23 protein-coding genes are annotated in these 22,386 nt (G+C 47.0%); 22 read left to right on the forward strand and 1 reads right to left on the reverse strand.

The genetic code is table 11. From position 1 onward, the window contains the following. The first annotated feature begins 8 nt into the window (after positions 1–8). From AC0THY_RS09325 to AC0THY_RS09370, 10 genes are all read left to right on the forward strand, one after another. Positions 9–212: a hypothetical protein gene (locus AC0THY_RS09325; RefSeq protein WP_120479941.1), complete on the forward strand. Its 204-nt coding sequence runs from the start codon at positions 9–11 to the stop codon at positions 210–212. Then, on the forward strand, positions 199–2,016 hold the full coding sequence (locus tag AC0THY_RS09330) for a VirD4-like conjugal transfer protein, CD1115 family (protein WP_489990350.1): 1,818 nt from the start codon (positions 199–201) through the stop codon (positions 2,014–2,016). The genes AC0THY_RS09325 and AC0THY_RS09330 overlap by 14 nt, the downstream gene beginning before the upstream one ends. After that, positions 2,016–2,357, forward strand: coding sequence for a glutamyl-tRNA amidotransferase (locus AC0THY_RS09335; RefSeq protein ID WP_489994166.1), 342 nt, complete (start codon positions 2,016–2,018; stop codon positions 2,355–2,357). The genes AC0THY_RS09330 and AC0THY_RS09335 overlap by 1 nt, the downstream gene beginning before the upstream one ends. A gap of 93 nt (positions 2,358–2,450) precedes the next feature. Next, positions 2,451–3,290 (forward strand): VirB6/TrbL-like conjugal transfer protein, CD1112 family, encoded by an 840-nt coding sequence (locus tag AC0THY_RS09340; RefSeq protein WP_489990351.1) that lies wholly within the window; start codon positions 2,451–2,453, stop codon positions 3,288–3,290. A 17-nt stretch (positions 3,291–3,307) separates the two neighbouring features. Then, positions 3,308–3,673 (forward strand): PrgI family protein, encoded by a 366-nt coding sequence (locus AC0THY_RS09345; protein ID WP_103241232.1) that lies wholly within the window; start codon positions 3,308–3,310, stop codon positions 3,671–3,673. After that, positions 3,666–6,002: a VirB4-like conjugal transfer ATPase, CD1110 family gene (locus AC0THY_RS09350; protein WP_489990352.1), complete on the forward strand. Its 2,337-nt coding sequence runs from the start codon at positions 3,666–3,668 to the stop codon at positions 6,000–6,002. Before AC0THY_RS09345 ends, AC0THY_RS09350 begins: the two co-directional genes overlap by 8 nt. 116 nt (positions 6,003–6,118) lie before the next feature. Continuing rightward, entirely contained in the window at positions 6,119–6,535 is a 417-nt protein-coding gene (locus tag AC0THY_RS09355) for a DUF6075 family protein (protein ID WP_489990353.1), read from the forward strand. A 2-nt stretch (positions 6,536–6,537) separates the two neighbouring features. Beyond that, positions 6,538–7,305 (forward strand): DUF6674 family protein, encoded by a 768-nt coding sequence (locus tag AC0THY_RS09360; RefSeq protein ID WP_489990354.1) that lies wholly within the window; start codon positions 6,538–6,540, stop codon positions 7,303–7,305. 98 nt (positions 7,306–7,403) lie between these two features. Then, positions 7,404–8,198, forward strand: coding sequence for a class B sortase (gene srtB / locus AC0THY_RS09365; protein ID WP_489990355.1), 795 nt, complete (start codon positions 7,404–7,406; stop codon positions 8,196–8,198). Between the two features lie 30 nt (positions 8,199–8,228). After that, the gene (locus AC0THY_RS09370) at positions 8,229–10,121 is read left to right on the forward strand and encodes a lysozyme family protein (protein WP_489990356.1); all 1,893 of its coding nucleotides are present in this window, start codon (positions 8,229–8,231) and stop codon (positions 10,119–10,121) included. Positions 10,122–10,357: 236 nt separating this feature from the next. Here the strand turns inward: AC0THY_RS09370 and AC0THY_RS09375 are convergent, their stop codons facing one another. Further along, positions 10,358–11,242, reverse strand: coding sequence for a LysR family transcriptional regulator (locus tag AC0THY_RS09375; RefSeq protein ID WP_489990357.1), 885 nt, complete (start codon positions 11,240–11,242; stop codon positions 10,358–10,360). 428 nt (positions 11,243–11,670) lie between these two features. On the opposite strand from AC0THY_RS09375, the gene AC0THY_RS09380 reads away from it, so the two are divergent. The 12 genes from AC0THY_RS09380 (at position 11,671) to AC0THY_RS09435 (ending at position 22,364) form a co-directional block, all read left to right on the forward strand. Beyond that, positions 11,671–12,861, forward strand: coding sequence for an iron-containing alcohol dehydrogenase (locus AC0THY_RS09380; protein WP_489994167.1), 1,191 nt, complete (start codon positions 11,671–11,673; stop codon positions 12,859–12,861). A 22-nt stretch (positions 12,862–12,883) separates the two neighbouring features. Further along, a complete protein-coding gene (locus AC0THY_RS09385) occupies positions 12,884–13,363 on the forward strand; it encodes a flavodoxin (protein ID WP_489990358.1) in 480 nt (159 codons plus the stop codon). Between the two features lie 61 nt (positions 13,364–13,424). Next, positions 13,425–14,024: a hypothetical protein gene (locus AC0THY_RS09390; protein WP_489990359.1), complete on the forward strand. Its 600-nt coding sequence runs from the start codon at positions 13,425–13,427 to the stop codon at positions 14,022–14,024. A gap of 47 nt (positions 14,025–14,071) precedes the next feature. Continuing rightward, entirely contained in the window at positions 14,072–15,427 is a 1,356-nt protein-coding gene (locus AC0THY_RS09395) for an MATE family efflux transporter (protein ID WP_489990360.1), read from the forward strand. Positions 15,428–15,457: 30 nt separating this feature from the next. Then, complete coding sequence (locus AC0THY_RS09400) at positions 15,458–16,225, forward strand: NADPH-dependent oxidoreductase (protein ID WP_489990361.1); 768 nt, start codon at positions 15,458–15,460, stop codon at positions 16,223–16,225. A gap of 2 nt (positions 16,226–16,227) precedes the next feature. Beyond that, on the forward strand, positions 16,228–17,244 hold the full coding sequence (locus AC0THY_RS09405) for an aldo/keto reductase (protein ID WP_489990362.1): 1,017 nt from the start codon (positions 16,228–16,230) through the stop codon (positions 17,242–17,244). Continuing rightward, positions 17,231–18,067: an aldo/keto reductase gene (locus AC0THY_RS09410; protein ID WP_489990363.1), complete on the forward strand. Its 837-nt coding sequence runs from the start codon at positions 17,231–17,233 to the stop codon at positions 18,065–18,067. The genes AC0THY_RS09405 and AC0THY_RS09410 overlap by 14 nt, the downstream gene beginning before the upstream one ends. 88 nt (positions 18,068–18,155) lie before the next feature. Next, on the forward strand, positions 18,156–18,923 hold the full coding sequence (locus tag AC0THY_RS09415; protein WP_489990364.1) for a flavodoxin: 768 nt from the start codon (positions 18,156–18,158) through the stop codon (positions 18,921–18,923). Positions 18,924–18,959: 36 nt separating this feature from the next. After that, positions 18,960–19,640: a DUF4405 domain-containing protein gene (locus tag AC0THY_RS09420; protein ID WP_489990365.1), complete on the forward strand. Its 681-nt coding sequence runs from the start codon at positions 18,960–18,962 to the stop codon at positions 19,638–19,640. A 109-nt stretch (positions 19,641–19,749) separates the two neighbouring features. Next, positions 19,750–20,160: a winged helix-turn-helix domain-containing protein gene (locus AC0THY_RS09425; RefSeq protein WP_489990366.1), complete on the forward strand. Its 411-nt coding sequence runs from the start codon at positions 19,750–19,752 to the stop codon at positions 20,158–20,160. Positions 20,161–20,350: 190 nt separating this feature from the next. Beyond that, the gene (locus AC0THY_RS09430) at positions 20,351–21,115 is read left to right on the forward strand and encodes a sigma-70 family RNA polymerase sigma factor (protein ID WP_489990367.1); all 765 of its coding nucleotides are present in this window, start codon (positions 20,351–20,353) and stop codon (positions 21,113–21,115) included. Positions 21,116–21,821: 706 nt separating this feature from the next. Then, positions 21,822–22,364: a type II toxin-antitoxin system PemK/MazF family toxin gene (locus tag AC0THY_RS09435; RefSeq protein ID WP_489990368.1), complete on the forward strand. Its 543-nt coding sequence runs from the start codon at positions 21,822–21,824 to the stop codon at positions 22,362–22,364. The last annotated feature ends 22 nt before the right edge of the window (positions 22,365–22,386 follow it).

A 22,386-nucleotide genomic window follows, 5' to 3' on the forward strand; every position in this document is an offset into this window, starting at 1 on the left:
TGGTGAATTTGAGCGGGGAAAAGAAAACCCTTGAGCTGGACAAATATGAGTATGGCGTAATCTTCCATGCCCTGAAAGACGAGCGCAACCAGATGATAAAGGAGGGCAGGCCGACAGACGCAGTGGACGATGTGCTTCTGAAAGTCATCGAGCTGATTGAGGAGCCGCCGGAGAAAGAGAAAAGGGGGCGGAAATGCCATGAGGAGCGGTGAGAAGCAGGCGGCGTGGATATTTGCGGCTTTCGGCATCCTTCCCGTTGTCTGGCTTGCCCTTTTGACAGCGCCATACCTTGCGGGGGGACTGCCTGAAATCATACGGGGATTCCCGGACGCCATGAACCATCCGTTTTCTATCCGCTTATGTGGGGACAGCTTGCGGGCTGTCCTCATTTTCCTGCTGATATACGGGATGGGGATTGGCATTTATGTATCCACACGCAGGAACTACCGGAGGGGCGAGGAACACGGCTCTGCCGCATGGGGCAACGCACGGGCGGTCAACCAGAAGTACAGCGAGAAAGATTTTGGAGCCAACAAGATTATGACGTCCAACGTGCGTATCAGCTATGACAGCCGCAGGCACCGCCGCAACCTGCTCACCATTGTGGTGGGTGGGAGCGGAGCCGGAAAGACAAGGTTTTATGCAAAGCCGAATCTTATGCAGGCGAACACGTCATTTGTCGTGCTTGATCCTAAGGGAGAGAACCTGCGGGACACCGGGCATCTTCTGGAGGAAAAAGGGTATGAAGTGCGTGTGCTTGACTTAATCAACATGGAAAAGAGCCATTGTTATAATCCGTTTATGTATTTAAAGGATGACAACGACGTGCAGCGGCTTGTGACGAATCTTTTTAAGGCAACCACCCCAAAGGGGAGCCAGTCAAACGATCCCTTCTGGGACACAGCGGCGTCCATGTTACTCTTAGCACTGATATTTTATTTAAAGTACGAGGCACCAAAGGACGAGCAGAATTTCCCGATGGTGATGGAGCTGTTACGGGCAGGGGAAGTCCGGGAGGACAACGATGAATACCAGTCCCCGTTGGATGAGCTGTTTGAACGTCTGGAAATGCGGGAACCGGAGCATATCGCAGTGAAATATTATAAGGACTACCATTCAGGGAGTGCGAAAACACTGAAATCCATCCAGATCACGCTTGCGGCGAGGTTGGAGAAATTCAACCTTTCCAGCCTTGCGGCTTTGACAGCCACAGACGATTTAGACCTGTCATCACTGGGGGAGAAGAAAGTGGCGTTGTTTGCGCTGATACCCGACAACGATACCAGCTACAACTTTCTGGTATCCATCCTGTACACGCAGTTATTCCAGCAGCTATTTTACCTTGCCGACCATAAGCACGGCGGCAGGCTCCCCGTCCATGTGCATTTTTTGATGGATGAATTTGCGAACGTCAGTTTGCCTGATGATTTTGACAAAATCCTGTCCGTCATGCGGTCGAGGGAAGTCAGCGTATCCATCATCCTGCAAAACATGGCGCAGCTAAAGGCGCTGTTTGAGAAGCAGTGGGAAAGCATTGTGGGCAACTGCGACCAGTTTTTATATCTGGGCGGCAACGAGCAGGGAAACCATAAGTACGTCAGCGAGCTGCTGGGGAAAGCCACCATTGATATGAACACTTACGGGAAGTCAACCGGGCATTCGGGCAACTATTCCACAAACTACCAAATATCGGGGCGTGAGCTTCTGACGCCGGATGAAGTGCGTATGCTGGACAACCGCTATGCACTTTTATTTATCCGTGGGGAACGCCCGGTGATGGATGAAAAATTTGATATTTTAAAACACCCCAATGTGGCACTGTCCACGGACGGGAAGGGGAAGTCCTACCGCCACGGGGAAGTGACGCAGGCGGTGGGCAGCATTGCATTGGGGGACAGTCTGGAAGGCGAAGTGTCGCAGGAGCAGGCGGGAACCGATTCCTATGAGCTTTTATCCGAGGAGGATTTAGAGGCTATTATAAACCAATCTCAAAACAAGGAGGAAACAGAACAATGATGAAGAAAAACGAGAACAGCAAGGAAACCAGCAGACAGCCGATGGGCAGAAAGACAAAAAGGGCGATGGCAGTGTATGCCGCACTGGTGCTGATGATGACAGCCGGGGCAACGACTGTGTATGCCGCAAACGATCCGCTTGCAGTCATCAACAACCTGTCTGATTTCATTTTCGGCTTAATCCGTGCAGTCGGATTGATTCTGTTAGGGTGGGGCATCGTGCAGGTGGGATTGTCCTTGCAGTCCCACGACCCCAGCCAGCGTTCCAACGGGTTCTTAACCCTTGCGGGCGGCGTCATCATTACTTTTGCAAAGGAAATCTTAACCCTTATCACTGGCTGATGGAGGCTGCCGGAAAACCATGTAAAAAGAGCAACTGCAGAGGGGCAGGCGTTGGCAGGCCCCTCTGCAAAATCCAGAAGCGAGGTGAAATGAGTGGATTCAGATAACTGGGTAGTGCAGAACTTAGTCAATGCACTGGAAACATGGAATGAGAAACTGGCGGAGATATGGCAGCTTCTCACGCAGTCCCCGGAACAGTTTAAGGGAGGGGGAATCTGGAGCGCGATTGTGAACATCCACGGGGCGTTGCAGGCGGTAGCCTATGCCCTTTTGGTGCTGTTCTTTGTTGTCGGCGTGGTAAAGACGTGCGGCAGCTTTGTGGAAGTGAAAAAGCCGGAACACGCATTAAAGCTGTTTGTCCGGTTTGCCATAGCAAAGGGTGTCATATCCCACGGGCTGGAGCTGATGATGGCGTTATTCAATATCGTGCAGGGGATAGTCAGCACGATTATGCGAACCGCAGGCTTTGGAGCCGCACAGCAGACCGTATTGCCAAATGAGATTGTGGAGGCGGTGGAGGACTGCGGCTTTTTCGAGAGCATTCCTTTGTGGGCGGTGACGTTAATCGGCGGGCTGTTTATCACGGTGTTGAGCTTTATTATGATAATGAGCGTGTACGGGCGGTTTTTCCGTCTGTACCTTTACACAGCGATTGCGCCCATTCCCTTATCGACTTTTGCAGGGGAGCCGTCACAGAACGTGGGCAGGAGCTTTATCAAGTCCTATGCGGCGGTATGCTTAGAAGGGGCGATTATCGTGCTTGCCTGCATCATATTTTCGCTGTTTGCGGCGTCCCCGCCCGCAGTCGATCCGGATGCGGCGGCAGTCACAATGGTATGGAGTTATATCGGGGAGCTGATTTTCAATATGCTTGTGCTTGTAGGGGCAGTGAAGATGGCAGACCGGGTTGTGCGTGAAATGATGGGATTATAAGGAGGAGGTGTTGAATTTTGGAAGTAAAAATAAACCGGGAAATCCGTAATTACACGGAATCCATGTTTTTCGGGCTGTCCATGCGGCAGTTCGTTTTTTCTGTCTTAGCCTGCGGCGTTGCCGTCGGGCTTTATTTTTTACTCAGTCCTTATGTGGGAACGGAAACCGTGAGCTGGATGTGCATTTTGGGGGCGGCTCCCTTTGCGGCGTTAGGCTTTATCCGCTACCACGGGATGAACGCAGAGCAGTTTTTATGGGCGTGGATAAAGTCGGAGTTCCTTATCCCGAAACGCCTGCTGTTTAACCCGGAAAACATCTATTACGAAGCAGTGAAGCCATGTATTGAGAATCATGAAAGGGAGGAGCGGAAACGGAATGATTAAGACATTGAGCAATATTTTCAAGCAGGACAAGGAGAAATTTGTCATCCCCAAAGGCGTCCAGCAGGCAATCCCCATCCAGGCAATATGGGCGGACGGGATATTCCAGATCGGGCGGAACAAATTTGCCAGAACCTATAAATTTGTGGACATCAACTATGCGGTGGCGAGCCGGGAGGACAAGGAAGCCATGTTCCTTGAGTACAGCGAGCTTCTCAATTCCTTCGACAGCGGCGCAACCACGAAAATCACCATCAACAACCGCCGCCTGAACAAGCAGGATTTTGAGAAGGCAATCTTAATCCCCATGCAGGAGGACGGGCTTGATTTATACCGGAAAGAGTACAATGCCATGCTCTTAGAGAAAGCCACGGGAGCCAACAGCATTGTGCAGGAAAAATATGTGACGGTATCCGTGTATAAAAAATCTATCGAGGAGGCGAGGACGTATTTTGCCCGTATCGGCACGGACTTAGTGAGCCATTTTTCACGGTTAGGCTCCAAATGCGTGGAGATGGACGCAACGGATAAACTGCGGGCGTTGCATGACTTTTACCGTACCGGGGAGGAAACCAGCTTCCGGTTTGATTTGCCGGAAACCATGAAAAAAGGGCATAGCTTTAAGGACTTTATCTGCCCGGACAGCCTTGAGTTTGAAAAAGACCATTTCCGCATGGGGAACCGTTACGGGCGTGTGCTTTTCCTCAGAGAGTATGCGTCCTATATCAAAGACAACATGATTGCGGAGCTTACGGATTTGAGCTGCAACCTGATGATGAGCATTGACGTGATACCCATCCCCACGGATGAAGCGGTGCGGGAGGTGGAAAACCGTCTTTTGGGTGTGGAAACCAACATCACCAACTGGCAGAGGAAACAGAACGCCAACAACAATTTCTCCGCAGTCGTCCCCTATGACATGGAGCAGCAGCGGAAGGAAAGCAAGGAGTTTCTGGACGATTTGACCACCCGTGACCAGCGGATGATGTTTGCAGTCTTGACGCTGGTGCATACCGCCGACACGAAAGAACAGCTTGACGCAGATACGGATATCATATTGACCGTGGCAAGAAAGCATTTATGCCAGTTTTCCACCCTGAAATACCAGCAGATGGACGGCCTGAATACCGCCCTGCCCATCGGACACCGGAAAATCAATGCGCTCAGAACCCTCACCACGGAAAGCCTTGCGGTGCTTATGCCTTTCCGGGTACAGGAAATCATGGACGAGGGCGGCATTTATTGTGGGGAGAACGCAATCTCCCATAACCTTATCATGTGCAACAAAGCGAAATTGCTGAATCCTAATTCCTTTTTGTTAGGCGTGCCGGGGAGCGGCAAATCCTTCAGCGCAAAAATGCTGATTGTGTTCCTTGCCCTTGCCACCGGGGACGATATTCTCATATGCGATCCCGAACGAGAGTACGGCTCCCTGATTGAAGCGATGGGCGGCGAAGTCATCCGCATTGCGGCGGGGAGCCGTGACCACATCAATGCAATGGACATGGTGGAGGGGTATGGCGATGGCGGGAACCCGGTCATTGACAAGTCCGAGTTTGTGCTGTCCTTATTTGAACAGCTTGACAAAAAAGGCGTCAGCGCAAAGGAGAAGTCCATTATTGACCGCTGTACCGCCGCAGTTTACGAAGATTATCAGGCAGGCGGCAACGTGCCGACTTTGTGCAGGCTCCGGGAGAAAATGCTGGAGCAGCCGGAGAGGGAGGCGAAAGACCTTGCACTGGCGTTGGAGCTTTTCACAAGCGGCAGTTTGGACGCATTTGCTCATGAGAGCAACGTGGATGTAAATAACCGCATGATTGTCTATGACATCATGGACTTAGGGAAGCAGCTGAAAACAATGGGGCTTTTGGTTATCACGGACGCCATGTTAAACCGTGTCACGGAAAACTGGAAGAAGGGGAAACGTACCCATATCTTTCTGGACGAGTTCCATGTGGTGTTTGAGAACGAGTATTCCGGGGCGTTTTTCAATTCTGCATGGAGGCGGTTCCGGAAAAGAAATGCGTTCCCCAACGCCATCACGCAGAACGTGGAATATCTGTTAGATTCTGTCCTTGCCAGCACGATGTTATCCAACAGCGAGTATATCGTCATGCTGAACCAGGCGGCGTCCGACAGACAGAAACTTGCGGATTTACTGAATATCTCAAACGAGCAGATGAGCTATATCACCAATGCGGACGCAGGGTGCGGCTTGATAAAATACGGGAGTTCCCTTGTGCCGTTTACCAATAAATTCCCGAAGAATACCCGCCTTTACAGACTGATGACAACGAAGCCGGGCGAGGACAGTGCAAACCGGAGCAGGTAAAAATTCATAACCGGGACAGATAAAAGTCTATAACAGGAGCAGATAAAAATATTCAGGCGGCTTTTAAACAGTGGAATATCTGTCATAGAGCCGCCTTTTTCTATGGAGGGATCAGAATGTCAGAAATCAGGTTTTCATCTAAGGAGCATGAAAAGTTTTTTTACACGATGATGGCGAAATCCCGTGTCAATGACTGCTACCACAGAGCCTTTTTCTACTGCGTGGGAATTTCCGACACAGCTAGGAACAACGTGGGCAGGATGTTTGACTTCAAGCAGGACTGCATCAAGCCGGAGGGACTGCATGAGGGGTGGCAGACCGGAGGGACGGTGCGGCTTACCCGCCTTGCCTTCAACCTCTGGAATGGTTATGCGGAGCAGGGGGACGAGCGGATGTCAACACCCTATGAAATCTTTGACTGCGGCTATGCGCCCTATTTTTACGAAGCCATAAAAATGCGGTATCCCGAATATTGCAGGGATTTACCCGCAGTTAAGACAAGAGCGGACAGTGCAGAGAGGGGAGGGCGTTAAGCATGGAAGCGGTGGTTGCGTTAAGGGAACAGCCGGAAATCCGGGAGCTGTTTCAGGTTCTGGAAGGGAACGGGCTGAAAAAAGAGCGGCAGGAAGTGGAAACCCTTGTCAATTATCTGGAAGGCATGGAAAGCCAGTTCGGGCAGGTAATGAAAGAATTAAAAGAGGTGCGGGGGCAGTTGGAGCAGATTCAGGACAGGGGGATAAAAGCGACTGCCGCCCGGCTTCTGGACAGCGCAGAGGGCAAAGTGCAGGAGATTGGCGGCCAGATTGCCCTTGTAAAGACAAACCTTGTCCGTTCCGCTAAAAATGCGGTGCATGATTTTAAAGAGAAAGGCGTGGACGCATTGCGGAGGGCAGTATCCGCCATGAAAATTCCTGCCGCCCTGTCTGCTTTAAAAGAAAGCCTGCACAGCGGCATGGAAAGCATGGAGCGGAATGCGGCGAAAATCGGCATTGTCGGAGGAGAGCTGAATAAAGCGGCGCAGCACACGAAAAATGCGAGGCGGGCGTTGATCGGCAGGCGTACCAAAGAGCCGACAGAGCCGAAAGGGGATAAAGGCGTCCTTGCGAAAATCCAGAAAGCATTTCTGTCTTTCGGCAGGTCATTCGCCGCAATGGAAAAAGCGGCGGGGAACGCACAAAAGCGGATGGAGCAGTTTTGCCGGGGAGAGGATAAAAAGCCATCGGTGAAAGCGGAGCTAAGGCAGATAAAAAGAGGGAGGAACGAAAGCCAGAAAATACAGCCAGCCAGAGAGCAGGCAAGGTAACCAGTGACACGCAGGCGCAACGCCTGTTATTTTTATGAAAATATCCGGCAAAATGTCAAAGGAAAGCGTTTTGCCGGGACTTTATGGAGGATTATTGAATGAAGAAAAAAATTTATATCTATACCGCAGGGGCGGCGCTCTGTACCCTGCTTTTCTGCATTTCCATGTTTCAGGTCATCACCCATTATGCCAGCGCAGGGAAGTCAACCAATGAATTTGCACAGTTGGCGGAGATTGTGGAGCAGGCGGAGGAATCGGAAGAAACCGGGGAAACCAAAGAAACGCCGGAGGAGCCAGCAGAGGGAGAAAACCAGTCCCCGCTTGCCAAATATCAGGAGCTTTTCAACCAGAATAACGATATGGCGGGGTGGATTTCCATTGACGGGACAAACATCAATTATCCGGTGATGTTCACGCCGGACAATCCCGACTTCTACCTGAAGCGCAGCTTTGAAAAGGAATACAGCGCATACGGGGTGCCTTATATTGCGGAGCATTGCAATCCCTTTGAACCCAGCGACAACGTGATTATTTACGGACACCACATGAAGAACGGGACAATGTTCACCGGATTGATGGACTATGAGAGCCGGAAATTTTACGAGGGACACAAAATCATCCGCTTTGACACGCTCACGAAAACAGCGGACTATGAAGTGATTGCAGTATTCAAGACCACGGTATACGACGATACGGGGTTCAAGTATTATCTGTTCGCCAATGCGGAAACCGAGGAAGAGTTTCAGGCGTATGTGGATGAGTGTAAAGCGTTATCTCTCTATGATACGGGAGTGACTGCCGAATACGGGGACAAGCTGATTACGCTTTCCACCTGTGAGTATTCCCGGACAAACGGGCGGCTTGTGGTAGTGGCGAAAAAGATTGCGGAGTAATGGCAGGTTTATCCCAAAGGAGGGCGGGCGATGAGCAAAGAAATCAAGACACGCCAAGTCCATAAGGATGTAAAGGCACTGGACAAGACCGTGACGGGCATGGAACGAGTGAAACAAGCCTATGTCCGCACAAAGGAAACCGTGGAAAAGGCACAGCCGCAGGAAAAGAGGTATGCTTCCCCCACGGAATATGCCGAGGATAAAACGGAGCGGGGAGCCGACCGAGCCGTCCATGAAGCCGCACATCAGGCGAGGAAGCAGGGCGGCAGGCTTGCAGATAAGGCAAAGGAAAAACACCGGATTTCCAAAGAAACGAAAGAAACCAGAGAGGCAGCCCGTGAGGGGAGAAGTCCTACACACGGGGAGCCTTCTCAGTCTCCCCGGCCTTCCGTACCGTCAGGCAGGGGAGAGCCTTACCAGCCGAAAGAGCAGATGAGGAAAAAGGCGCAGGAGCAGGCGGCAAAACAGGCGGCACAGAAGAAAGCCGCAGGGCAGAGAGCCATGCAGAGGGCGTCACAGCAGAGAATCTCACAGCAAAATGCCAAACAGCAGGCGGCACAAATCCGGGAGCTTCCCAAGCAGACCATCAAGACCATAGACCGGGGCGAAAAAACGGTCAAGACCGCAGGGAAAACGGGGCAGACCGTGAAGAACACCGGGAAAGGGACAATCAAATCTGCTGCAAAATCCGTGAAAACCGCCGAGCAGACCGCAGGGAAAACCGTAAAAACCACAAAGGAGGCGGCAAAGACCGCAAAAGCAGCGGCGAAAGCGTCCGTAAAGACAGCGGAAAAAACAGCACGGGCAGCAAGGCAGGCGGCAAGGGCGGCGGAACAGGCAGTGAGGGCAGCGGCAAAAGCCACAGCAAGCGCAGTAAAAGCGATCATTGCCGGGACAAAAGCACTCATATCCGCCATTGCTGCAGGGGGCTGGGTGGCCGTCCTTATCTTAATCATCGTCCTTCTGTTCGGCGGAATCCTCTGCATGGTGGGCGGCGGCAATTCCAGTACGGTAAGCCCGGTCAGTGCGGAGGTGGAAGCCTATGAGCCAGTCATCCGCATTTATGCGAAGCAGTATGGCATTGAGGAATATGTGGAGCTGATTAAGGCGGTGATGATGCAGGAAAGCGGCGGGCAGGGCAGCGATCCCATGCAAAGCTCCGAGAGCGGCTACAATACCAGATACCCAAGAGAGCCAAATGGAATCACCGATCCGGAATATTCCATTGAGTGCGGCGTTCAGGCACTGAAAGACTGCCTGCAAAGCGCAGGGGTGGAGAACCCAGTGGATATGGAGCATATCAGGCTGGCGTTGCAAGGGTATAATTTCGGGAATGGATATATCGCATGGGCGCAGAGTAACTATGGAGGATACACCGCCGCCAATGCCGCAGAATTTTCCGATATGATGGCGGAGCGGATGGGCTGGAGCAGTTACGGGGATAAGCAGTATGTCCCCCATGTACTCCAGTATTATATTTTCGGCAGAATCCCCACCGGAATCGGCAGTCAGGCAATCGTGCAGGTGGCATTGACGCAGGAAGGCAATAACGGGGACACCTACTGGAGCTGGTACGGGTTTGAAAGCCGGGTGGAATGGTGCGCCTGTTTTGTGTCGTGGTGTGCCCAGCAGTGCGGCTATCTGGAAAGCGGCGTGATACCGAAATTCTCCTTGTGTTCGGATGGTGTGGATTGGTTCCATGCCCGTGGGCAGTTCCAGGACGCAAGCTATGTCCCGGCAGCAGGGGACATTATTTTCTTTGATTGGGGGAATGACGGGACAATCGACCATGTGGGGATTGTGGAGAGCGTGACGAATGGCGTTGTGAATACCATAGAGGGAAACAGCGGCGATAAAGTTGCAAGAAGAAGCTATAATATGGGCAGCGATTCTATATATGGGTATGGTGTTCCGGCGTATTAAATTTGGGGCCGTCGCACTAATATATTCACTTGTTCAAAAGGTCTTGCCGCTTATGCGGCAAAGACAGAATGCACAAAATTTTTCTGGGAAGCTAGCTTCCCAAGATAATTCTTGTGCATTTTGTTTGCATTGCTTTGCAATGTAAACCTTTTGAACAAATTTATGTCTTATAATTTATGTTAGTGCGACAGCCCCAATACATATTTTATGGAAAAGCAAAGTTTTTGAAGTGGTATTTATAGTAATTTTTGAAATTCTTCGAATAGCTTTTCCGCAGGTGCAGAAAATACCTGATATTTTTTCCACACAATAGCCAGACCAGCCTCCACTATGGGCGAAAGAGGGCGAAAACAAAGATCAGGATTGACGGTGGTATTTGCAAGGTTATCAACTGTTACCATGTATCCCATTCCCTGTTGAACCATAAACATAGCATTATAGACAAGACTGAATGTTGCAATAATATTCATTTGTTCCAGTTTTTCACCAAACCAGTCTGTAAATGTATTTCCTGCTATTTTCTGAATAGACTGCCTTGAAAAGATAAGAGGAAGCCCAATCAAATCTTCACATGTAATGGAATCCTTTTTGGCAAGAGAGCTGTCTTTTCTCATAACAACTCCCCATATATCCTTTTCTGGCAGGTTGATGTAGTTATATTTTGTAATATCTGCAGGCTGCATTAAAAGCCCGAAGTCAAGAAGTCCTTTATCAAGGCGCTCTGTAACTTCGGCTGCATTTCCACTATAAAGGTGGTAGTGAATGTTTGGATAATCCTTTTGCAGATTTTTTAATATATCCACAATATAACGAAAAATATAGGTTTCGCCACCGCCTATATGAATATCTCCGCTGACAGATTCTCCCATTGTATAAAATTCATCTTCAATTTTATCAATCATGGCAATCACATCTTCTGCGCGTTTACGGAGGATCATACCTTCCGGTGTGAGAGAAACACTGTGGCTGCCGCGGGTAAAAAGTTTCTGTCCCAATTCGTCCTCTAAATTCTTAATCTGTCTTGACAAACTTGGCTGTGCAATATGGATGTGATTTGCAGCATTTGTAATATTCCCTTCTCTTGCAACAGCAAGAAAATTTCTCAAAACCTGAATTTCCAATATTCGCTCCTCCTTCGGTTTCCGCTTTTGGTTTTATTATAGCACAGCATGTTATGAAATGCAAATAAGCTATTTCATGTAATAGGTTATTGATATTTGCTATTTGAGCGCGGCAGAATTATAATGTGTCCAGAAGGGAGGAAAGCAGAATGTCCCAAAACGGATTAGATGAACGGTTTATGCTTTTGCGGAATCTTAAAGACGCAGGATGTAATGAAATATTAATCGAAGAATTTCTGCAATGTGATGATGAAAAAAATACGTCCAGACAGATTAGGCTATTAAAAACGCATAAGCGGCATTTGTTGAGCAGCCTTCATGTATGCCAGTCTCAAATTGACAGTCTGGATTATCTGCTTCATCAAATCCAGAAATAGAACAAATAAAAATCTTAAATTATATCAATCAAGGAGGAGTTTGCTATGAACATGACTTTTAACTTTAACAATCCCACAAACCTGATTTTCGGGAATGGGAAACTGGATGAACTTGGAGGACAGATTGCCGCCAGACGTAAAGCTGGTACACTTGGGAAGAAAGCTCTGCTGCTGATTTCCAACGGGAATTCCACAAAAACCAACGGCTCCTTTGACCGGGTAATGGCACAGCTTAAGGAGGCCGGCGTGGAGGTAGCCGTATTCGACAAGATTATGGAAAACCCTCTGAAAAGCGTTGTAATGGAGGGAGCCGCTTTCGCTAAGGAAAACGGATGTGATTTCATCGTGGCTCTTGGAGGCGGCGCGGTGCTGGATTCTTCGATTGCGGTTTCCGCAATGGCAACAAATCTCGGCGATCTGTGGGACTATGTGAATGGCGGAACGGGAAAAGGGAAGCCCCTTGTAAATCCCGGACTTCCGATTGTCACCATTGCAACTTCATCAGGTACGGGTTCTGAGGTTAACTGCTGGGGCGTGGTTTCCAATCCCGATACAAATGAGAAAATCGGTTTTGGTTATCCCGAACTGGTTCCCGTCCTCGCCATTGTTGACCCGGAGCTGATGAAAACGGTTCCTGCAAAGTACACGGCATATCAAGGATTTGATGCGCTGTTCCATAATACTGAGGTTATGATCTCCAATGGCGTGAATATCCTGAGTGAAACCATTGCACTCTCTGCGATTGAAAGCATTGCGAAGTATTTGCCCCGTGCAGTAAGGGACGGGAATGATCTGGAAGCCCGTGAGCAGGTGGCCTATGGCAGCACAATCGCCGGTATTACCATGCAGCTTACCAATACCACCGCCCAGCACTCAATGGAACACGCCATGAGCGCCTATCATCACAATCTGCCCCACGGCGCTGGCCTTATTATGATTTCAAAGGCGTTTGCAGAGTTTTTCATTGAAAGACACGCCTGTGATGAACAGTTTGTCAAGATGGCACGGGTGATGGGAATCCCGGACGCAGATAAACCGGAGGATTTTATTACGGCTCTTGTACAGCTTCAAAAGGACTGCGGCGTGGATGACCTGAAAATGAGCGATTACGGTTTTACCCCAGAGGAATCTATGACGCTGGCTGTCAATGCACGGGAAACAATGGGCGGTCTGTTCCTTTCCAATCCCTGCGAGATGACGGACGCAGATTGTGCAGGTATATTTGATAAATCATATCGTTAAAAACAAAAAGGAGGTTTTTTTCATGAATACATTGATTGCTTATTTCTCTTATACAGGGCATACAAAAGGGATTGCCCAACAGCTTCAGGGGCTGACTGGCGGGACTTTATTTGAGATTAAACCTGCTGCTCCCTATTCAGAGGATTATGACACCACTGAGCGTCAGGGACGCAAAGAAACCAGGGACGGGTATCGTCCGCCTTTGGCAGAAATGCCTGCGAATCTGGCTTCTTACGATACGGTCTTATTGGGAACGCCGAACTGGTTCAATACGGTGGCTCCGCCCGTAGCTTCCTTTCTGGCAGACAGTGATATGTCTGGCAAGAGGATTGCGCTATTCTGCACCAACGGCGGAGGCGGACTTGGTCACACGGTAGCTGACATTCAGGCTGCCTGCAAGGATGCGGAGATTCTTGACAGCATCAATATTTATGAGGACGGTGGTTCAAAAGCAAAAGGGCAGCTTGCCAACTGGTTAAAAAAGATTGGCGTAACACAGTAATTATTTTAGCGGGTTCCGGCGGCGGAAATGATTTCGCCGCCGGAAGCCCTAAAAGAACGATATGAAAAAAGAATTGGATTATTTTTACATTGGAAATGCTTTAGGATGGAATCAGGAGTGGTTTCAGGACTGGTCTATGTATGATGGGGGCTGTGCGGCGGTAACAGCCTGCGACCTTTGCATTTATCTGGCAAGGGAAAAGGGGGTAAAAACGCTCTATCCCTACCATACAGATACCCTTAACAAAACAGATTATCTTGCTTTTTCTGCTATTATGAAGCAGTATCTCCATCCGAGCTGGCAGGGGATAGATACATTAGAGCGTTATATTTCAGGTATTGCGGCCTATTGGCATAATGCAGGAATGGGTGCTTTGCGGGCAGACGGACTTCCCGGAGCAGTTACTTGGGAAAAAGCGGCAATGCAGATCAGAGAACAGATTGACAGTGGAATCCTTGTTCCGTTCCTGCTTTTATACCATAAAAACAATGTGTTTAAAGATTTTCAATGGCACTGGTTTAATTTGGCCGGATATGAGGAATTTGAAGATGAATTTTATGTGAAAGCAGTGACCTATGGAGGGTTTTATTGGCTGAATCTTAAAGAATTGTGGAATACGGGTTATCGCAGAAAAGGCGGGATTATACGCATTTTCCTGTGAATGGGTATGCTTTTATTTTATGATAAATGGTGAGAAGGGATTGAAAAATGGAGGATACAGCTACACAAAAACGAGCATTTTATCATACTCTGTCGGCTATGGTAATACCGATTGCGTTTCAGAATTTAATGACTGCGTTGGTAAGCGCGTCGGATGCTGTTATGCTTGGCTTTTTGGAGCAAGAGGCATTGTCGGCGGTGTCGTTGGCAGGGCAGGTGACATTTGTATTTAACCTCTGCGTGACGGTCTTAGTGCAGGGCACGACCATGCTGGCAGCACAGTATTGGGGGAAGGGAGAGCGGGATACGGTTGAAAGGATACTTGCTTTTGCAATGCGGTATATGGCTTTGGTGACGGTTGCTTTCCTGATAGGAACCTCGCTTTTTCCAGAACATATCATGTCCTTATTGACAAATGAGGCTGCACTGATAATCCGTGGAGCCAAGTATCTACGGATAGCCGGAATTTCTTATGTGCCGTTTGGATTGTCGCAGATGTATCTCTGCATTATGAAAAATAGCGGGAAAACAGCAAAAAGTACGGTCATTGGTTCTTCGTCCATGATATTAAATTTATGTTTTAATGCGGTATTTATTTTTGGATTTTTGGGCTTTCCGGCTATGGGGATTCAAGGGGCAGCAGTGGCTACTGTTCTTGCCACAACGATTCAGTTTGTTTGGACGCTGGCAGAGGCAAAGAAAGGGGACAGCATAAAGATTAGGTTCTCTTATATTGTATCAGTGGATCAGAAAATCAGGCAGGATTTTAACCGTTATACGTTGCCCGTGGTGGGAAATTATTTTTTCTGGGGAGGAGGCGTGACTATATTTTCCGTCATTATCGGGCATTTGGGAAATGACGCGGTAGCGGCAAATTCCCTCGCTAATATTGTGAGAAATATCTTAGGCTGTGTATCGAAAGGCGTGGGAACGGCGGGAGCAATTCTGGTGGGAAATGAACTTGGCAAAAACCAGATTGAGCTGGCAAAAAAGTATGCGAAGCACTCTACGGTTTTAGCTGGAATGATTGGGATTGTTACCTGCCTGATTATTGTGGTGATGCGCCCGCTGATTCTGGATTTTTCACACCTGACAGAAACAGCTACTGCTTATCTTTCCGGGATGCTGCTGATTTCCAGTTATTATGCTATCGCCGGTTCGGTCAATAACATGGTAATCGGCGGAATATTCTGCGCAGGTGGTAAATCAAAATTTGGCTGTATTTGTGACGGGATTGTGTTGTGGCTGATTGTGATTCCGGCAGCTTCAATGGCAGCGTTTTATTTTCATCTGCCGGTTTTGACGGTATATTTTATTCTCTGCCTTGATGAATGTATCAAAGTACCGGTGGTTTTCTGGTACTACCGGAAATATACATGGGCGCAGAACCTTACGGAACAATAAGAAAAAATTTGAGAACAAGGAGGAAAAACGATGAATGAAGTGGTGAATACCTTGCTGTCCCACCGGTCAATCCGTAAATATGAGGAAAGGCCGGTGGAGGAAGAAATTTTAGATCAGATTGTAAAGGCGGTGCAGGCTGCGCCGAACTGGGTAAACCTCCAGCACGTTTCAATCATTGCGGTAAAGGATGAAACCCGCAGAGAGAAGTTTTCCGAGCTTTGCGGAGGACAGAAGCATATTGCGCAGGCTCCGGTCTTTCTGGTATTCTGTGCTGATTTTTACCGGACATGGATAGCCTGTCAGAAGAATGGGCAGTCCTTTGAGGATACAGCGAGGCAGATTGATAATCTGATTGTAGGTGCAAATGAGGTCGGAATTGCCCTTGGAACCGCTGTCGTCGCTGCGGAATCTTTCGGGCTTGGTACTGTACCGATTGGGGATATACGGCTTCATGCTTTGGAGGCGGTACGGGAATTAAACCTCCCTAAGTATGTGCTTCCTCTGCTTGGTTTATGTATCGGCTATGCGGCAGAAAATCCCGGTATCAAGCCCCGGCTTCCGAAAGAAGCGGTTTATTTTGAAGAACAGTATAGACAGAATTTGGAGCCACTGATCGCAGAATATGATGAGATTTATGCGCATTATCTGAAAGAGCGTCCGTGGAATAGCCGTGTTGGTAACTGGTCGCAGCTTGCCGCTGATTTTTACCAGTCGCCGTATGACCATTACCCGGAGGTTTCGGAAATGCTCCGGCAGCAGGGCTTTGGGGACGGAAATAAACAGATACAGGAGGATTGATTATGAGAATGATTAAAAAAGTACCTTTGCTGTTGGCGGCATTGACGGCTGTGTTGTGCCTGATTGCCTGCGGCAGCGCACAGGGAGACGAGAGGCAGCCGGAAACTTCTGGAGAGCCGCAGGTGCAGGACGGTGAGCAAATCACGGAGACAGAGGTTGCGGAAGAAAAGGAATCTGAAAATGAGCCTGAAACAGAAAATATTGCTGCGTTTGATTTGGAAAACGGGATTGTCCGGTTAAACAGCGGATACGATATGCCGATTGCAGGGCTTGGCACTTATGCGTTATCCCATGACGAATGTGTGGCTTCTGTGACAGCTTTGTTTGAGAATGGAGGAAGGCTAATTGATACGGCTTCTTTCTATGGAACAGAAAAAAGTGTGGGTGAGGCGGTAAGGAACAGTAATGTACCACGGGAAGAAATCTTCGTAACCACAAAGCTCTATCCGAATCAGTTTTCCGATGCGGAGGCGGCTATTGATGAAGCACTTGAAATATTGGATATAGAGTATATTGATTTAATGCTGCTGCACCATCCAGGAACGGGAGACGTGGAAGCCTATAAAGCATTGGAGCAGGCTGTCCGAGATGGAAAGATTCGCTCTATCGGATTATCAAACTGGTATATTGAGGAATTGGAAGAATTTCTCCCGCAGGTTACAATTACGCCTGCTGTTGTCCAGAATGAAATTCATCCCTACTATCAGGAACAGGAAGTAGTCCCATATATTCAGGATTTGGGGATTGTCGTGGAGGGCTGGTTTCCGTTTGGCGGCAGGGGACATACCGCAGAACTGTTCGGGGATGAAGTAATCGCCGCGATTGCAAAGGCGCATAATGTTACACCGGCGCAGGTGATCCTCCGCTGGAATCTGCAAAGGGGCATTGTTGTTATTCCCGGTTCCAGTAATCCCGACCATATCAGAGAGAATCTGGATATTTTCGGTTTTGAATTGACAGAGGAAGAAACAGGACAGATTGCGGAATTAGACAGAGGTGAGAAACATGAGTGGTATTGATCTGAAAAGTGGAAGAAACGGGAAGGCTCCGGTAATCACTTTAAGCAGCGGATATGATATGCCCGTGGCGGGACTTGGAACCTACAGCTTGCGTGGCAGCGTTTGTGTTAATTCAGTATCTGTCGCTGTTCAGAATGGTTATCGGCTGATTGATACAGCTTCTTTTTACGGCAATGAAAGGGAAGTCGGTGAAGGTATCCGCAAGTCTGGCATATCCCGTGATGAAGTCTTTGTGACTACCAAGCTGTATCCGAATCAATATGGCTATGCAGACAAAGCCATAGACGAGGCTTTGAGCAAACTGGATATTGGCTATATTGATATGATGCTTTTGCACCATCCGGCTTCCAATGACGTGGTTGCTTATAAAGCAATCGATAAAGCGATACAGGACGGCAAGGTTCGGTCTGCCGGGGTATCCTGTTATTATATCCGGGAAATCAATGCTTTTCTGCCGAAGGTAATGATAAAACCTGCTCTGGTGCAAAATGAAATACATCCATATTATCAGGACAGCAATGTGGTGAAGCATATACAGAGCCTTGGTATCGTCATGCAGGGGTGGTATCCGCTTGGAGGCCGTGGATATACAGAAGCCTTATTGAACCATAAAACGCTTCGTGAGATTGGGGCGGTACATAGGAAATCCCCTGCGCAGATTATTCTTCGTTGGAATTTGCAAAAAGGGGTGGCAGTGATTCCGGGATCAAGTAACGAAAAGCATATCTGTGAGAATATTTCTATTTTTGATTTTGAGCTTTCAAGTGAGGAAATGGAGAAAATTGCCGCGTTGAATAAAGATGAAAAGCATGACTGGTATTGAAAACTGCAACAGTATTTGTTGCCTCTTGATTTGAGGGACAAGTAAAGCAGGTTTTCATAAATGAAAAATTGAAAGGATGATGAATAAGATGAAAAAGAGAATTTTTACCCTGATGTTAAGTGTACTTTTTGTATTAGGTCTTGTGGCATGTGGTAATAAGCAGGAGGAAAGGCCTGCCGGAAATACGGAGTCGGAACCTGCTGTTTCCGCACAGCCAGAGGAAAATGTGGAAACGGAAAAAACTGCGGAACCGGAGGACGGGGAATCTTCTGAGGCGGCTGGAAACCCGCAGACGGAAGATGGGAAAACGCTTGTGGTTTATTTCTCCATGCCGGAAACTACGAATCCGGAAAACATGAACGCCGAGGAAGAATACAGTACGGTTGTAATTGATGGAGAGGTTTTGGGAAATACCCAGTATGTGGCGTATGTGATTCAGGAGAATACGGGGGCAGATATTTTCCGCATTGAACCGGTAACGCCGTATCCTATGAATCATGCAGAGTTGGAGGAAGTGGCGACAGAGGAAAAGAGAAACGATGCCATGCCGGAGATTGTTGCGGAAGTGGAAAATATAGAGCAGTATGACACAATCTTTTTAGGCTACCCCAACTGGTATGCAGATATGCCGAGGATTATTTACAGCTTCTTAGATCAGTACGATTTATCCGGCAAGACTATAGTGCCTTTTGTAACTTCCGGTGGCAGCGGATTTTCCAATACAATCAGCACGATTGCAGATTTGGAACCGGATGCCAACGTGATAACAGACGGTTTATCCATATCCCGGAATGTGGTGCAGGATGCCGAGGCGGATATTATTGAATGGGTAGAGGGATTAGGGCTTTCTAAGTAGAATAAGAAAACGTGCAGGCAGATTGGAGATGATAGAGTGACAACAAAGAGAAAAATTCAAATCATGGTGGACTTGTGTATGATACTGCTTCTTCCGCTGCTCATGGCTTACAATTTGATTGGCGAGGTTGCTCACGAGTATTTTGGTATTGCAATGGTATTGCTGTTTCTTTGTCACCATCTGCTGAACAGACATTGGTACAAGTCTCTTGCAAAAGGAAAATATTCAAAAACAAGGGTTTTGAGTATTGCTGTTAATTTTCTGTTACTTATCATCATGGCAGCCTTGGCAATGAGCGGGATTGCGGCCTCAAAACATTTATTTACATTTTTCCCGATAAGGGGAAGGCAGACTGCGGCCCGGACAATTCATCTTGTTTCGTCTTATTGGGGATTTGTGTTGATGTCATTTCATACGGGGCTTCATGGGAGAATGCTACTGAAAATGGCTAAGAAGGCATTTTGTGTGCCAAGTCTGCCGAGATATGGGGCTATTATTATAAGAATGGTAATTTTCTGTATTTCGGTGTATGGCGTTTATGCTTTTATACATAGGCAGCTTGGAGAATATATGTTACTGAAAACACAATATGTATTTTTTGATTTTAGTGAATCGTTGTTGTTTTTTATGATGGATTACATTGCCATTATGCTGCTGGGTGTCTTTGGAGGATATTATTTCTTGAAAATTTTGGATGAGAAGAAACAAAAAGCGTAATGATTACAAACAAGGCAACCTCAGATTGCCCAGAAAGGTCAATCTGTTTTGTGTGGAATGACCTTTTTATTGGATGAAAGGTGGCGGTGATATAGGACGATTACTTATTATGGAATTTAGGGATGATGAAAGTTCTACATTTGATGAAGTGATGGGAGTGTTGAAAAAACATCCAGATTTACAAAAATTTGAAATGCAAAATGAATCTATATTATCTTTTCCTGGAATTGAAATTTATCCTGAGCGCAGAAAAGTATATTGTAATAGCAAGCAAATTCATTTAACAGTAAAAGAATATAAACTGCTTTGGCTGTTGGTAGTAAATAAGGGACAGGTACTTACTTATCAGCAGATTTATGAAAAAGTTTGGGGAGACTTTTCTTCAGGTGGTGAAAGCACTGCTATTGGATACCATATCTGCAATTTAAGAGATAAATTATATGAAGCTTTTCCTGACGCACCATTTGAAATCCGATGTGTCAGGAAAATCGGATATTGTTTTGAGGTTCAGTCTATATAATCTACATACACAGTCTGATTATTATATCAGGCTGTTTTTCTTTGTCTAAACTTGCGATATTCCTTGACAAAAACCAGTCTGATATCCGGTGATTCCCAAAATACATACAGTATAATTCTTTTATTGCCTAAAAATAAGGGAATTATAGAATGTGTTGCCGATATTTGTATTCCCCGTAAAGAACGAGGATATGAGTATAGGAATGCGAAAAGGGATTTACATATTAAAAAAGAAACAGTGTAGATATAGATTTATAGTCTTTCCAAGAGCAAATGCAGAGCTTTTATATTCGGCAAATACTTTTTTATTCCTGCGAACTCTAACAAATAAATATATGAAATCTCAAAAGGGTGTATCCAGCCAAGAGCGGATACGCCCTTTTCTTGTCTTATTAAGGCGGTATTTGCCGTTTGGTGGCGGACGTTCACCACCTTCCAATCTGGAGTTTAACAAAAAATTCAGATTGGAGGAAAGGAATATGGAGGGTAACCGCCCAAAAAGAAGAAAGGATAAGTATAATCCTTATAATATATACGAAAAGGACAAGCATTATTACATTTCATTTAAAGACGGACAAGGAGCTTTACATAAACTGGAAATCAGCAGGGCATTGTATGACACGTTTGATTCATTTGAATTAGATGATCTGGTGTATCTCAACGTAGTGGACAGGCATATTGAGCAGTCCGAGGTATGGGATGCGACTTTGAATGTGAGGGCAGTAGAAAAGCCGGAGAGCATAGAAGAAGTCGTGCTGAAAAAGATTCAGATTGAAGCATTACATACAGCAATGAAAACATTGCCGGAAATGCAGCGTCGCAGGATGCAGTTATATTATTTTGAGGGCATGACCTATGAGCAGATAGCAAAAAAGGAAGGCTGTACGAAAATGCCAGTCAAGCGTTCTATTGAAGCTGCTGTTGAACGTCTGAAAAAAGAATTGAAAAAAATTTAAAATCAGGTAGCTACTTTTTGCGTTTAAGTGAGGAAACAGGTGAGGGAGATAAAAAATCCCTTGCCTGTTTTCCGTTTTGCGGTGAATGGGTTTGTACCATGAAAATTTCATACCCATTCACCAAGCACATTCCTGTTGTTATCGTGATGAGCGTAAGCCACGTTAGCAGGTACGCCATGAGCTGGATGGGGATAAAAGCAGCGGAATCGCACAGACAGAAAGAAAATGGTTTGCGGCTGTCCTATCCCCATCTAAGGAGCGGGAAATACCGGGCTATAACTACCAGTTTGCTACTGATAGGGCGATAACAGGCAGCAGGGACAATGATACTCCCGTCCAGTCACAAGTCGAGCGTTAGAAGCGTCGCAACAAATGAGGGCGGCTCCGGGCGATCCCCGGAGGGGTGCGAATCCCGTGGAACTGGCCAGCAGCCAGTCGTTTGGTGACTTCCCTATGTTTGCCGTGAAAGCGGTAGATATGAAAGCTGGGGCGTCGAGGACAAATAGGCTTATAAGGCTAAAAATGGCAGCTGGACACGGAGCATGAAAATATTCTGAGGAATAATCAAAAAGCTATGCGTTTGTGTTCGGCTGATACATACCTGAAATGGAGAGGTATTTTATTTTTCGGCAGACAAGGTGTATTTTGTAAATTTGTATTTTTGCCATAAAAGAAAAAAACAGACTGGATTCAGGAAGTAAAGATTATGGAGGATATTTTTATTATGGAAGAAAGAGAAATCAGGCGTGGAGATATTTATCGTGCGAATTTAAATCCTGTTGTGGGAAGTGAGCAGGGAGGATACCGTCCAGTATTAGTGATTCAGAATAACAGAGGGAATAAACATAGCCCAACGATTGTTGTCGCTGCGATTACAAGTAGGCCAAAGCATAAGATGTCTACCCATGTACCGCTAAAAGGGATTGTAGGATTAGAAAAAGATTCCGTAGTGTTGTTGGAGCAGTTGAGAACCATTGATAAAAAGCGTTTGGATGCTTATGTGGGAGTATTGGACAGGCAGCAGATGTTAAAAGTTGAGAAAGCATTATGTTCCAGCACAGGGATGAGAAAATTAGATAAGCCAATTTTGATGTGTCTTTGCCCGGTATGTGCAAAGCCGTTTTTTGAATCCACAGAGCATTTCATCCAGAGAAAAGATAAAAATCAGAAATTGAAGGAAACCTGTATGTTCTGTAATGTCAGACAAGGGTATGACTATTATATAAGGAAGAAATACAACAATCAGTAGCGGTAGCAGGCAAGGAGATATA

The organism is Ruminococcus sp. 8Y-12, assembly GCF_058119865.1.